11 protein-coding genes are annotated in these 12,648 nt (G+C 70.9%); 7 read left to right on the forward strand and 4 right to left on the reverse strand.

The window, feature by feature from the left end; all coding sequences use genetic code 11:
• Positions 1 to 13: 13 nt before the first annotated feature.
• The gene (locus EWH70_RS28525; protein ID WP_130478617.1) at positions 14 to 847 is read right to left on the reverse strand and encodes an SGNH/GDSL hydrolase family protein; all 834 of its coding nucleotides are present in this window, start codon (positions 845 to 847) and stop codon (positions 14 to 16) included.
• An 87-nt stretch (positions 848 to 934) separates the two neighbouring features.
• On the opposite strand from EWH70_RS28525, the gene EWH70_RS28530 reads away from it, so the two are divergent.
• Positions 935 to 1,576, forward strand: a complete 642-nt coding sequence (locus tag EWH70_RS28530; RefSeq protein ID WP_130478618.1) for a TetR/AcrR family transcriptional regulator — start codon at positions 935 to 937, stop codon at positions 1,574 to 1,576.
• Here the strand turns inward: EWH70_RS28530 and EWH70_RS28535 are convergent.
• Together EWH70_RS28535 and EWH70_RS28540 are read right to left on the reverse strand one after the other, a co-directional pair.
• Positions 1,509 to 3,188, reverse strand: coding sequence for a GMC oxidoreductase (locus tag EWH70_RS28535; protein ID WP_130478619.1), 1,680 nt, complete (start codon positions 3,186 to 3,188; stop codon positions 1,509 to 1,511). The genes EWH70_RS28530 and EWH70_RS28535 overlap by 68 nt on opposite strands.
• Complete coding sequence (locus tag EWH70_RS28540; RefSeq protein WP_130478620.1) at positions 3,185 to 4,639, reverse strand: flavin-containing monooxygenase; 1,455 nt, start codon at positions 4,637 to 4,639, stop codon at positions 3,185 to 3,187. The genes EWH70_RS28535 and EWH70_RS28540 overlap by 4 nt, the downstream gene beginning before the upstream one ends.
• 94 nt (positions 4,640 to 4,733) lie before the next feature.
• Here EWH70_RS28540 and EWH70_RS28545 point away from each other — a divergent pair, with 94 nt between their 5' ends.
• Positions 4,734 to 5,777, forward strand: coding sequence for an AraC family transcriptional regulator (locus EWH70_RS28545; RefSeq protein ID WP_130478621.1), 1,044 nt, complete (start codon positions 4,734 to 4,736; stop codon positions 5,775 to 5,777).
• A gap of 130 nt (positions 5,778 to 5,907) precedes the next feature.
• Here the strand turns inward: EWH70_RS28545 and EWH70_RS28550 are convergent, their stop codons facing one another.
• The gene (locus tag EWH70_RS28550; RefSeq protein ID WP_130478622.1) at positions 5,908 to 6,288 is read right to left on the reverse strand and encodes a hypothetical protein; all 381 of its coding nucleotides are present in this window, start codon (positions 6,286 to 6,288) and stop codon (positions 5,908 to 5,910) included.
• Positions 6,289 to 6,815: 527 nt separating this feature from the next.
• Between EWH70_RS28550 and EWH70_RS28555 the strand changes: the two genes are divergently transcribed.
• The 5 genes from EWH70_RS28555 to EWH70_RS28575 all read left to right on the forward strand — a co-directional run bounded on the left by EWH70_RS28555 (position 6,816) and on the right by EWH70_RS28575 (position 12,644).
• On the forward strand, positions 6,816 to 7,835 hold the full coding sequence (locus EWH70_RS28555) for a LacI family DNA-binding transcriptional regulator (RefSeq protein WP_240687284.1): 1,020 nt from the start codon (positions 6,816 to 6,818) through the stop codon (positions 7,833 to 7,835).
• A gap of 87 nt (positions 7,836 to 7,922) precedes the next feature.
• Positions 7,923 to 9,284, forward strand: coding sequence for an ABC transporter substrate-binding protein (locus EWH70_RS28560; RefSeq protein WP_130478623.1), 1,362 nt, complete (start codon positions 7,923 to 7,925; stop codon positions 9,282 to 9,284).
• Positions 9,281 to 10,150, forward strand: coding sequence for a carbohydrate ABC transporter permease (locus EWH70_RS28565; RefSeq protein ID WP_130478624.1), 870 nt, complete (start codon positions 9,281 to 9,283; stop codon positions 10,148 to 10,150). The genes EWH70_RS28560 and EWH70_RS28565 overlap by 4 nt, the downstream gene beginning before the upstream one ends.
• Complete coding sequence (locus EWH70_RS28570) at positions 10,147 to 11,022, forward strand: carbohydrate ABC transporter permease (protein WP_130478625.1); 876 nt, start codon at positions 10,147 to 10,149, stop codon at positions 11,020 to 11,022. The genes EWH70_RS28565 and EWH70_RS28570 overlap by 4 nt, the downstream gene beginning before the upstream one ends.
• Before the next feature lie 29 nt (positions 11,023 to 11,051).
• Positions 11,052 to 12,644 (forward strand): glycoside hydrolase family 13 protein, encoded by a 1,593-nt coding sequence (locus EWH70_RS28575; RefSeq protein WP_130478626.1) that lies wholly within the window; start codon positions 11,052 to 11,054, stop codon positions 12,642 to 12,644.
• The last annotated feature ends 4 nt before the right edge of the window (positions 12,645 to 12,648 follow it).

Here is a 12,648-nt window from a genome sequence, read left to right on the forward strand (position 1 = left end):
GGAGAGGCGGGTGTCATCGGAGGTGTGCGAGCACCTTCTGGGCGCTGGCACGCATGCCGAGGGCGTTGGGGTGCACCGGGGCCGCGGGGGCGGTCGGGAAGATGCCCTCCACCCACTTCGTGCCCGGCGGGGTGCAGACGTCGTGGCCGCGGGTGAACGTGTCGACGTACTCGGCACCGTTGCGCGAGGCCTGCTCGGCGACGATCTCGTTCAGCCTGCGCTCGACGCCGTCCAGGAACGGCACGTCGCCCCGCGCGATCGGCACGATCGGGAAGCAGCCGGTGCGCTCGGGCAGGATGGCCGGGTAGCCGACCAGGACGATCCGGGCCCGCGGCGCCCTGGTGCGGATGCCGTCGACGGCCTCGCCCAGCTTCGGCGCGAACGCGGTGAGCCGCTGCTCGAGTGTGTCGCCGTAGTGATCGGCACACGGCGAGCCGCCCGGGTTGGTCACCGCCAGCAGGCCGCAGGTCACCACGATCTCGGCGAAGCCGACGTCGTTGCCGCCCATGCCCATCGTCACCAGGTCGGTGCCTGCGGTGAGCGCGTCGTACTGCGGTGGCACGAAGCCGAACTGGCGGCCGGTGAGGTCGCGGGTCGTCGCACCGCCGCAGCTGACGTCGACGAACTTCGCCGGCTTCAGCTCGGCGGCCACCAGCGAGGGGTAGTTGCGGTCGGACCGGGTGCAGGGCAGGTCGATCTGGTTGGGGATGAGCGAACCCGAGGTGAACGAGTCGCCGAGCGCCACGTAGCGGTCGATGGAATCCGCGGCCGCGGCCGGAGCGGCCACCACGGCGGCCGCGGCGGCCGTGGCGAGACAGAGGGCGAGACGGCGCCGGAAAGAGACCATGTCAACTCCAGTGGTGAGATGGGCCACACGGAAGTTACTCGCGAGTTTGAATCTGGGTCAACGGTCGTTCCCCATTAGGCTCAGCGGATGACCAGGCGGCACAGGGATCCCGAGGCCGCTTTGGTGGCAGCCGGCACCAGGCTGTTCTCCCGGCACGGCTACGACGCGGTGTCCATCGACGACATCGCCGCCGAGGCCGGACTGGCCAAGGGCCTGCTGTACTACTACTTCGCCGGCAAGCGCGCCCTGTACCTCGCCGTCGTCCGGGCCGCGGCCGACGCGCTGGCCGAGCGCACCGTTCCCGACCCGGCGCTGCCCGCTGCGCGGCGCACCGCCGCCGTGCTGGACGCGGTGATCGAATGGGCCAAGGAGTACGGCGAGAACAGCAGGCTGCTGCTGTCCCAGCACGCCGGCCCCGACCCCGAGCTGCAGGCGATCCTGCAGGCCGCCCGGACCCGGCAGGTCGACATGATGCTGGCCGGCATGCGCCGCACCGGCGCGGAACTGGGCCTGCCGCCTGCCGGGGAGACACCGGCACTGCGGTACGCCGTGCGCGGCTGGATCGCGTTCATCGAAGGCGTGCTCACCCAGTGGCTCGACGAGCGCGACCTGTCCGAATCCGAGCTACGGGAGTTGTTCCTGCACGCCGCGGGCGGCCTGCTCACCGCCGCCCGGCGCGCAGAGCGCCCGGCGCGCCCTCGGGCACGGCGGGATTCGCCGGAGCGATAGGGGACAGCCGCACGTACGGCGAGCCCAGCGGCGGGCGCGGGTCCGGTTCACCCTTGTTGGGCCACAGCGACATCGCCCGCTCCGCCTGCGCGGTGATGGTCAGCGACGGGTTGACGCCCAGGTTCGCCGAGATCGCCGACCCGTCCGCCACGTGCAGGCCAGGGTGTCCGTAGAGCCGCTGGTACGGGTCGACCACACCGGTCTCCGGCGAGTCGCCGATGACGCAGCCGCCGATGAAGTGCCCGGTGATCGGGATGTTCGCCATCTCCGTCCACGACCCCAGCGGCACGCCGTCGATCTTGCCGGCCACCCGCCGCGCCACCTCGTGACCAGCCGGGATCCACTCCGGGTTCGGCGCCCCCTCGCCCTGCCGGGTCGTCATCCGCCGCCCGAACAGGCCACGCCGCGTGTAGGTGGTCACCGAGTTGTCCAGCGTCTGCATCACCAGCAGGCCGATCAGGCCCTCCGACCAGCGCCGCGGATTGTGCATGCGTACCAGGTTCCGGCGCTGCCGCCACAGCTCCCGCAGGCCGAGCACCCACCGCCTGCGGCCCGGCTCGGCGTCGACCAGGACCGTGGCCAGCATCGACAACACGTTGCTGCCCTTGCCGTAGCGCACCGTCTCGACATGCGTGTCCTCGTCGGGATGAATCGAGGAGGTGATCGCCAGGCCGCGGGTGAGGTCGGTGCCCCTGCGCAGCGACCGCGCGCCCAGCACCGCCTCGGAGTTGGTCCTGGCCAGGTACCCCAGCCGCGGTGAGATCCCGGGCAGCGAGCCGCCGTCACGCAGCCGGTGCAGCAGCCGCTGCGTGCCCAGCGACGCCGCGGCGAACACCACCTGGCGCGCGGTGAACTCCGGCCCCGCCCGGCGCACCCACCGTCCGGTGTGGACGGTCCGCACCCGGTAGCCGTCACCGTCCGGGCACACGTCGACGACCGTGGTTAGCGGGTGCACGGTGGCCCCCGCCTGCTCGGCGAGGTACAGGTAGTTCTTCACCAGCGTGTTCTTCGCGCCGTGCCGGCAGCCGGTCATGCACTCGCCGCAGTGCCGGCAGCCCCGCCGCGCGGGGCCGGCGCCGCCGAAGAACGGGTCGGGATCCTCCCGCCCCGGGCCGCTGCCGAAGTAGACCCCGACCTGGGTGCGCCGGTAGGTGTGCCCGATGCCCATCTCGTCGCCGACCTGCTTGAGCACCCGGTCCGACCGCGTGGTCAGCGGGTTCTCCACCACGCCGAGCATCCGCTTGGCCTGGTCGTAGTGCGGTGCCAGCTCGGCACGCCAGTCGGTGATCGAGGCCCACTGCGGGTCGCGGTAGAACTTCTCCGGCGGCTCGTACAGCGTGTTGGCGTAGACCAGCGAACCGCCGCCGACGCCGGTGCCGCTCATGACGAACGTGTTGCGCAGCAACGTCAGCCGCTGGATCCCGAAGCAGCCCAGCCGCGGTGCCCACAGGTAACGGCGCAGCCGCCACGAGGTCTTCGCGAACTCGTCGTCGGCGAACCGCCTGCCCGCCTCCAGCACACCGACGCGGTAGCCCTTCTCGGTCAGCCGCAGCGCCGTGACGCTGCCGCCGAAGCCGGAGCCGATCACCAGCACGTCGTAGTCGGTCCTCATGCGCTCACCGTCCGGTAGTCGGCCAGGTCCGGTTCCCTGGTACGCCGGTGGTACTCGCTGACCAGCCCCGGCCAGTTGGCCGACACCCGGCCGCTCTCCTCGCGGTACCAGCTCGCGCAGCTCGCCCACACGCTGGCGGCCAGCCTGCGCTGCACCTCGCTGTCGTAGCGTCGCTCCACCTCCGGCCGGACGTCCACATAGGACACGCCGGGGCGGCCGAGATGCTCGGCCATCCGCCGGATGTAGCGGGCCTGCCGTTCCAGCATGTACACGATGGACCCGGCGCCGAGGTTGGTGTTCGGGCCGTACATGCAGAACAGGTTGGGAAAGCCGGGAATCGTCATGCCCAGGTAGGCCCGCGCGCCGCCGGCCCATGCCTCGGACAGTTCCCTGCCGCCCAGGCCGCGGATCTTGAGCGGGCCGAGGAAGTCGTGGGTGGCGAACCCGGTGCCGTAGATCAGGACGTCCAGCTCGTGCTCGGTGCCGTCGGCGGTGCGGACGCCGCCCGGCGTGATCTCGGTGATCGGCGCGGTCTCGACGTGCACGTTCGGCTGAGCCAGCGCGGGTAGGTAGTCGTTGGTGAACAGGATCCGCTTGCAGCCCATCGGGTAGTCCGGCACCAGCTTGCGCCGCAGCCCGGCGTCGGCGATGTGCCTTCGGCGCAGCTGGCGGGTCCGCCATTCGAACGGCGTCGCCAGCCACCGGTGGCGGGTCATCGCGTAGGTGGCGTACTCGGCGAGCAGCCAGATCCGCAGCCTGCCGATCAGCCGGGTGAGCGGCAGGTGCCGGAAGAGCCATCGTTGCCATGGCCGGTACGGGTTGTCCCGCTTGGCCATGATGTAGGGCGCCGAGCGCTGGAACACCGTCAGCGTGCCGGCCTGCCGCTGGACTTCCGGCACGAACTGGATGGCGCTGGCCCCGGTGCCGATCACCCCGACCCGCTTACCGGTCAGCTCGCAGTCGTGGTCCCACTCGGCGGAGTGGAAGCCGCGCCCGGCGAAGGTGTCCCTGCCGGGAATGGCGGGCAGCGCCGGCCGGGACAGCTGGCCGACGGCGGGAACCAGCACGGTGGCCTCGAAGGTCTCGCCGCTGCTGGTGTCCACCACCCAGCGGCCGCGGTCGGCGTCGAACGACGCGCTGGTCACCTCGGTGCCGAACCGGACCAGGCCGGTGACTCCGTAGCGGTCGGCCACCGCCCGCAGGTAGGCGAGGATGTCGGGCTGGCGGGAGTAGCGGCGGGGCCAGTCCGGATTGGGCGCGAAGGAGAACGAGTACAGCGGCGACGGGATGTCGCAGCCCGAGCCGGGGTAGGTGTTGTCGCGCCACACGCCGCCCAGGGTGTCGGCCTTCTCCAGGACCGTCACGTCGGTGAACCCGGCCCGGCGCAGCTCGATGGCCATGGCCAGGCCGCCGAAACCGGAGCCGACGATGAGAACGGACGGTGTACCCATGACCACCGACGCTAGGACGGCCGCGCCGGGTTGGGAAGGGTGAAGGCGGCCAGCGAATTGAGAATTCCGGCCAGCCCGGTGACAATGACCCGTCATGGACACCGGCGTCCGTCTGCCCACACCGGCCGTGCGCGACTGGGACTTCCCGCGCAGCGCGGCCAGCGTGCTGCTGATGACCCGGTTCGCCGCCGAACGCGGGGTGGACGCCCGCGAGCTGCTGCGTGGCAGCGGCCTGACCGCCGAGCGGGTCCGCGATCCGGACACCCAGATCGACGCGGGCCAGGAACTCCGGGTCGTGCGGGCGCTGACCGGCGCGCTCGGCGGCGGTGACGCCGTCGCGCTGGAGCTGGGCAGCCGCTACCGGGTGTCGACGTTCGGGATCTTCGGGTTCGCCTGCGTCAGCAGCCCGACCCTGCGTGACACCATCGCGTTCGCCCTGCGGTACCTGGATCTGAGCTTCACGTTCGCCATCCCGCGCGTCGAGGTGGCTGGTGGCGAGCTGCGGATGCGGATGCACGACGAGCTGGTGCCAGCCGACGTCCGCAGGCCGCTGGTGCTGCGTGATCTCGCGGCCATCGTCACCGTCCTGCGGGACCTGCTGCCCGACATCCGGCTGACCCGCCTGGAGTTCGCCTTCGAGGGCGAGGCGACGGGGCAGTACCGCGAGGTGTTCGGCACCGACCCGGTCTTCGGCGCGCCCGCACATGTCGGCGCGGTCGACGCCGCCTACCTGGACCGCCCGCTGCCGCAGGCCAACGAGCACACGGTCGCCATCTGCGAGGCGCACTGCCGGGAACTGCTGGCGCGGCGGCGGGCGCGTACCGGTATCACGCACGAAGTGCGCGAGCGGCTGGTGCGCGTCGACGGGCTGTCACTGGGGATGGCCGAGGTCGCGGCCGCGCTCAACCTGAGCGAGCGCACGCTGCGGCGGCGCCTGGCCGAGGCGGGCACCAGCTTCCGGCAGCTGGCCGACGAGGTGCGGCAGGCCGTCGCCGAGGAACTGCTGGCCACCGGCGCGCTGACCGTGCAGGACGTGGCCGTGCGCCTCGGTTACGCCGAGGCGTCCAGCTTCATCTACGCGTTCAAGCGATGGAAGGGCATGACGCCCGCGGCGTTCGTCCGTGGCCTGCGACGCTGAGTGGTCTTCCAGGTTGACGCCCGAGTGGCCTGCTCTTAGTGTGAGGTGTTCGGTGATCAGCGAGGCCCTCAGCCGGCCGGAACGTGTTTCCTCGGGGTAGGCACGTTCCGTGAGGGCCCCGCTTCTGGGGTCAGCGCGGGTAGTCCTCGTAGCGCTCGCCCTGCCAGGGGCCACCACGTTGGCCCGGCCAGTCTCCGCTGTCCCGCCAGTCCGGTCCGCCCTGCCAGTGCGGGCGTGGCTGGCCGTACTCCCGCACGTGCCCCGGCCTGCCGGGACCGTCGGATGCCGCGACGATCGCCCCGACGACACCGCCGCCGACGAGCATGCCAGCCAGCCCGACGCCGACCAGGGCCGTCGCCCGGTGGGCCAGCATCCTGCGGAACCGGCCCGGCGGCTTCGGCGCGGGCGGTGGCGGTGGCGGCGGTGGGATCGGCGGCGCGGCCTGCGGGGTCTCGGTCGTGGTCTCCTGTTGCTTCTCGGGTTCCTGCTCGGGTGTCTTCTCGTCGCTCATCTCGCACTCCTGGGTTGTGCCTGCGTCCAGGGTCGCGGCGGTTCCTGTGTGTGCGCTGATGCCAACCTGTCGATTCGATGAGGACGGCCGCCCCGGTGCCCTGGCACGTGCACTGCGCCGTCAGGGTCCCGGCAGAGTCCGGGGTGCGGCAGGGCGGTGGGTGGTCCCGAGCGTGGAACTCGCGTACCGGAACGCAGAACTCGCGTGCGTGAGCGTAGAACTCACGATGTGGACGCCGGTTCTCACGTAGCGCCGGTCACTCGCGCCAACGGCCCGTTCGCGCGAGTTGTACGTTCTCACGCGCGAGTCGTCCGTTCCGGACCCGCGAGTTGTCCGTTCCCGGCCACCTGGTCCACTGTCCGGCACACCGGGTCCAGATCGCGAACACCGGGCCTGGGCACAAGCTCGTGAAGGCCACCTTCATTACGTCTCACGTGGTGAAGGTGGCCTTCACGTGCTCTGCGGCTCGACGGACGCGGCGGCGGCTGATGCATGGTTTTGCAAGCCGCTGTTCCATAATTGCGGGCATGAAGCAACAGACACGTCGGATCGCCGAGGTCGCCAAGCAGGTGGGCGTCAGCGAGGCCACCGTCAGCAGGGTGCTCAACGGCAGGCCCGGCGTGGCCGAGGCCACCAGAACCGCGGTGCTCACCGCGCTGGACGTCCTCGGCTACGAGCGGCCGACGCAGCTGCGCGGCGAGCGCGCCAGGCTGGTCGGGCTGGTCCTGCCCGAGCTGCAGAACCCGATCTTCCCCGCGCTGGCCGAGGTCATGGGCAACGCGCTGGCGCAGCAGGGCTTCACCCCGGTGCTGTGCACCCGCACCGCGGGCGGGGTGTCCGAGGCCGACTACGTCGACCTGCTGCTCAGCCAGCAGGTGTCCGGCGTCGCGTTCGCCGGCGGCCACTACGCGCAGGCCGAGGCCACCCACGAGCACTACCACCGGCTCGTCGAGCGTGGCCTGCCGACCGTGCTGCTCAACGCGGCGGTCGGCGAACTGGGGATGCCGCAGGTGTCCTGTGACGACGCGATGGCCGTCGAGCAGGCCATGGGGCACGTGCGCTCGCTGGGCCACGAGCGGATCGGGCTGCTGCTGGGGCCCGCCGACCACGTGCCGTCCCGGCGCAAGCAGGAGGCGTTCGAGAAGTGCCTGGTCGCCGCCGGGCTGCCGGTGCGCCCGGACGACGTCGCGCACGGCATGTTCTCCCTGGAGGGCGGCCACGCCGGTGCCGCCCGCCTGCTCAAGCACGGCGTCACCGCGATCCTGTGCGCGAGCGACCCGCTGGCACTGGGTGCCATCCGCGCGGCCCGGCGCGCGGGGCTGTCGGTGCCCGGTGACGTCTCGGTGGTCGGGTACGACGACTCGGCCATGATGCAGTGCGTCGACCCGCCGCTGACCACCATCCGGCAGCCCATCGAGGCCATGGGCCGGGCCGTGGTCGAGCTGCTGGTGAAGCGCATCAACGGTGGTCACGTGCCCGCGGAGGAACTGCTCTTCGCTCCCGAGCTGGTCGTGCGCGCCTCCACCGGACGAGCGGCAGTCGAGTAATTACAATCTTCTGTCGGGTTCTTCCATAAACGAGCCTCACACTTTAGAGTGGCTGCCGTCACACGAGGCTCCGGGAAGAAGGCGTCCATGAACATTCGCAAACGGATCGTCGCGGCGGCGGTCGCCGCCGGGCTGGCGGTCACGCTGGTGGCGTGCTCCGACGGCGGCAGCGGGGAACGGTCGGCAGACGGCAGGATCGCGGTGTCGATCAACGGCCAGCCCCCGCAGACCCAGGCCTTCGAGCGGATGATCTTCGACCAGGACGTCGCCGAGTTCGAGGCCACGCACCCGGACATCGACCTGGTGCCGCACGAGGGCTTCATGGAGGTCGAGCAGTTCTCCGCGAAGCTCGCCGGCGGCCAGCTGGAGGACGTCTTCTACGTCTACTTCACCGACCCGGCGCAGATCATCGCCCGCCGCCAGGCCGCCGACATCACCGAGGCGGCCGCCGCCATCCCCGAGGTCGCCCAGCTGCAGCCGCAGCTGCTGGACGTCTTCCGCAACGCCGAGGGCAAGCTGTTCGGCCTGCCCACGGCGAACTACTCGATGGGCCTGCTCTACAACCGCACGCTGTTCACCCGCGCCGGGCTCGACCCGAACAAGCCGCCGCGCACCTGGGCCGAGGTCGCCGACGCGGCGAAGAAGATCTCCGCGCTGGGCGGCGGAACCGTCGGCTACGCCGACTTCAGCCGCAACAACCAGGGCGGCTGGCACCTCACCGCGTGGATCAACTCGCTCGGCGGCCAGGTCGCCCGCAAGGACGGCGACGCCTGGAAGGCCGACTTCAACAACGAGATCACCCGCACCGCGCTGAACCACCTCAAGCGGATGCGCTGGACCGACGACTCCATGGGCACCAAGCAGCTGCTGGAAGCCGCCGACGCGCAGCGCATGATGGGCGCCGGCCAGCTGGGCATGTACCTGGCCGCTCCGGACAACGTGCCGACCGTGGTCAAGCAGTTCAACGGCAAGTACGAGGACTACGGCCTGGCCCCGATCCCCGAGGCGAAGGGCACGCTCATCGGCGGCGAGGGCTACATGGTCAACCCGAAGGCGTCGCCGGAGAAGGTCAAGGCGGGCCTGGAGTGGATCCGCTGGCGCTACCTCAACCCCGCCCGCTTCGACTCGTTCACCAAGCGCTACGCCGACGCCAAGCAGCCGGTCGGCCTGCCCGCGGTGCCCAACCAGGACATCTGGCAGGGCGAGGCCCGCGCGCAGCAGGAAGCGGCGAAGACCAAGTACGCCAACATCCCCGCGCAGCACTACAAGCCCTACCTCGACGCCGCGTCCACCATCAAGGGCTCGCTGGAACCGCCGAACGCGCAGCAGGTCTACGCCGCGCTGGACACCGTCATGCAGGCGGTCCTGACCAAGGCGGACGCCAACGTCGACGAGCTGCTGTCCGCGGCCGAGACGCGGGTCAACGGCATCCTCGCCCAGGTCAAGTGAGGCGGCGCTGGACCGGGCAGCTGACCGCGTACGGTCTGCTGTCCGCCGCGCTGGTCGTGTTCGCGCTGTTCTCCTGGTACCCGATCGTCCGCGGCGTGCTGCTGGGGTTCCAGCAGGTCAACTTCGTCGACGACCCGGCGTGGGTGGGCCTGGAGAACTTCCAGCGGCTGTTCGACGATCCGCTGTTCGGCATCGCCTGGCGCAACACCCTGCTGTTCACCGGGCTCGCGCTGGTGCTCGGCTTCGCGGTCCCGTTCGCCGCGGCCGTGCTGCTCAACGAACTGCGGCACGCCAGGGCGTACTTCCGGCTGCTGGTGTACCTGCCGGTGATGCTGCCGCCGGTGGTCACCGCGCTGCTGTGGAAGTGGTTCTACGACCCGGGCCCCGGGCTGTTCAACGAGGCACTGCGCACGGTAGGGCTGCCGGACTCGGCGTGGCTGGACTCCAGCAGCACGGCGATGGTGTCGCTGGTGATCGTGTCCACCTGGGCGAACATGGGCACCACCACGCTGATCTACCTGGCCGCGCTGCAGACCATCCCGGGTGAGCTGTACGAGGCGGCCGAGCTGGACGGTGCCGGGCTGTGGCGGCGGCTGTGGAACGTCACCATCCCGCAGACCCGGTTCGTGCTGCTGGTGCTGTTGCTGCTGCAGGTGGTGGCGACCATGCAGGTGTTCACTGAGCCGTTCGTGATGACCGGCGGCGGGCCGGACGACTCGACGGTCACCGTGCTGCTGCTGCTCTACCGCTACGCCTTCGTCTACAACGACTTCGGCACGGCCAGCGCGCTCAGCCTGCTGCTGTTCGTGGCGCTCGGGGTGTTCTCCGTCGCCTACGCGCGAATGACCAGGAAGGCGAACGCATGAGCACCCGCACGCTGGTGTCGCCGTCGTCGCTGCGCACGCGGCGCGGCAAGATCGTCTACTGGACGGTGTTCGCCCTGGTGTTCGCCGGGTTCGCGCTGGCGTTCCTGTTCCCGCTGTACTGGGCGGTCACCGGCGCGATGAAACCGGCCGAGGAACTGGCCCGCATCCCGCCGACGCTGGTCCCGCAGACGTGGGAACCGCAGTCGTTCGCGCAGGCGTGGGACCAGATGGATCTCGGCAGGTTCTTCCTCAACACCGTCGTCGTGGCGGCCGGGGCGTGGGCGGTGTCGCTGGCGGTCGACGTGCCCGCCGCGTACGCGTTGTCCAAGCTGCGGCCCCGGTTCGGCAACGCCGTGCTGGGCATGATGCTGGTGACGTTGATGCTGCCGTCGGCGGCGTTGCTGGTGCCGACCTACCTGACGATCACCGACGTGCCGCTGATCGGGGTGAACCTGCTCAACAACCCGGCGGCGATCTGGCTGCCGGCCGCGGCCAACGCGTTCAACGTCTACCTGCTCAAACGGTTCTTCGACCAGATACCCGACGAGCTGCTCGAAGCGGCCACAATGGACGGTGCGGGGCCCGTGCGGACCCTGCTGCGGATCGTGCTGCCGATCTCCCGGCCGATCCTGGCGGTGGTGTCGATCCTGGTGGTCGTGGCCGCCTGGAAGGACTTCATCTGGCCGCTGCTGGTGCTGCAGGACCCGAGCACGCAGACGTTGAGCGTGCTGCTGCAGCGGGTAGCCGAGTTCATGCCGCTCAACCTGCTGATCGCCGGGATGGTGCTGGCCAGCGTCCCGATGATCGCGCTGTTCCTCGTGTTCCAGAAACAGGTCCTCGCCGGGCTGACCGCCGGCAGCATCAAGGGCTGAACCGCCCGGGGGAAAGGTGGAATGACGACATGAGCCAGTCCGCTTGGTGGCGGCACGCCGCGATCTACCAGGTCTACCTGCGTAGCTTCGCCGACGGCAACGGCGACGGCATCGGTGACCTCGCCGGTGTCCGGTCGCGGCTGGGCTATCTGTCGGATCTGGGTGTGGACGCGCTGTGGTTCACGCCGTGGTACCCGTCGCCGATGGACGACGGCGGCTACGACGTCGCCGACTTCCGCGACATCGAGCCGACGTTCGGCACGCTCGGCGAGGCCGAGCAGCTCATCGCCGAGGCACACGAGCGCGGCATCCGGGTCATCATCGACGTGGTGCCCAACCACTGTTCGGACGCCCACCGGTGGTTCACCGCCGCGGTGGCCGCGGGCCCGGGATCGCCGGAACGCGAACGGTTCTGGTTCCGCGACGGCCGCGGTCCGGACGGCTCGCAGCCGCCGAACAACTGGCGTTCGCGCTTCGGCGGCTCGGCGTGGACCCGCGTGCCGGACGGCCAGTGGTATCTGCACCTGTACAGCTCGCGCCAGCCCGACCTGAACTGGGAGAACCCGGAGGTGCGCGAGGAGTTCCGCGACATCCTGCGGTTCTGGTTCGATCGCGGGGTGGACGGGGTGCGCATCGACGTCGCCGACGGGCTGGTCAAGGACCCGGCCCTGCCCGACGTCGAGCCCGGTGACGAGACGCCGTTCTCCGACCAGGAGGACCTGCACGAGATCTACCGGGACTGGCGGCGCATCGCCGACGGCTACCCGGGGCAGCGCATGCTGGTCGGCGAGATGTGGCTGTCCGACCTGCGCCGGTCGGCCCGCTACCTGCGCTCCGACGAGCTGCACGGGGCGTTCAACTTCGACTTCCTGGTCTGCCCGTGGGACGCCGAGCGCTTCCGCGGGGTGATCGACCGGACCCTGTCCTCGCACGCGGAGGTGGGTGCGACGGCGTCGTGGGTGCTGTCCAACCACGACGTCACCCGGCCGGTCACCCGCTACGGCCGCGCGGGCGACACCGGGTTCTCGTTCGCCGACCGGCTGCACGGCACGCCGGTCGACCGCGAGCTGGGCACCCGGCGGGCCCGCGCGGCCGCGTTGCTGGCCATGGCGCTGCCCGGCGTGGTGTACGTCTACCAGGGCGAGGAGCTGGGGCTGTGGGAGATCGAGGACATCCCCGGCGAGCTGCGGCAGGACCCGGTGTGGGAACGCAGCGACCACGCCGACCCCGGCCGGGACGGCTGCCGCGTGCCGTTGCCGTGGTCGGGTTCCGTGCCGCCGTTCGGGTTCGGCCCGGACGACGCGGAGAAGGAGCCGTGGCTGCCGCAACCCGCCGTCTGGTCGGAGTACACCGCGTCCCGGCAGGAATCCGACCCCGGCTCGATGCTGCGGCTGTACCGGGAGGGGCTGCGGCTGCGCCGGGAGTGTTCCGGTGAGCTGAGCTGGCTGGTCGGCGTCGGCGGCGACGTGCTCGCGTTCCGCCGCGGTGAGGACTTCGCCTGTGTGCTCAACCTCGGCGCGGAGGCGGTTCCGCTGCCGCGGCACCGCTCCCTGCTGTTGTCCAGCGGCCCGCTGGACGGTGACCTGCTGCCGGCCGACACCGCGGCCTGGCTGAATCTGTAGGAGG

Source organism: Amycolatopsis suaedae (assembly GCF_004214935.1).
GTDB classification, from domain to species: Bacteria; Actinomycetota; Actinomycetes; order Mycobacteriales; family Pseudonocardiaceae; genus Amycolatopsis; species Amycolatopsis suaedae.

Coding starts and splice junctions, on each gene's coding strand:
- EWH70_RS28545 (WP_130478621.1), top strand. CDS start 4,734: ATGGACACCGGCGTCCGTCTGCCCACACCGGCCGTGCGCGACTGGGAC.
- EWH70_RS28530 (WP_130478618.1), top strand. CDS start 935: ATGACCAGGCGGCACAGGGATCCCGAGGCCGCTTTGGTGGCAGCCGGC.
- EWH70_RS28535 (WP_130478619.1), bottom strand. CDS start 3,188: ATGAGGACCGACTACGACGTGCTGGTGATCGGCTCCGGCTTCGGCGGC.
- EWH70_RS28560 (WP_130478623.1), top strand. CDS start 7,923: ATGAACATTCGCAAACGGATCGTCGCGGCGGCGGTCGCCGCCGGGCTG.
- EWH70_RS28570 (WP_130478625.1), top strand. CDS start 10,147: ATGAGCACCCGCACGCTGGTGTCGCCGTCGTCGCTGCGCACGCGGCGC.
- EWH70_RS28555 (WP_240687284.1), top strand. CDS start 6,816: ATGAAGCAACAGACACGTCGGATCGCCGAGGTCGCCAAGCAGGTGGGC.
- EWH70_RS28525 (WP_130478617.1), bottom strand. CDS start 847: ATGGTCTCTTTCCGGCGCCGTCTCGCCCTCTGTCTCGCCACGGCCGCC.
- EWH70_RS28540 (WP_130478620.1), bottom strand. CDS start 4,639: ATGGGTACACCGTCCGTTCTCATCGTCGGCTCCGGTTTCGGCGGCCTG.
- EWH70_RS28550 (WP_130478622.1), bottom strand. CDS start 6,288: ATGAGCGACGAGAAGACACCCGAGCAGGAACCCGAGAAGCAACAGGAG.
- EWH70_RS28575 (WP_130478626.1), top strand. CDS start 11,052: ATGAGCCAGTCCGCTTGGTGGCGGCACGCCGCGATCTACCAGGTCTAC.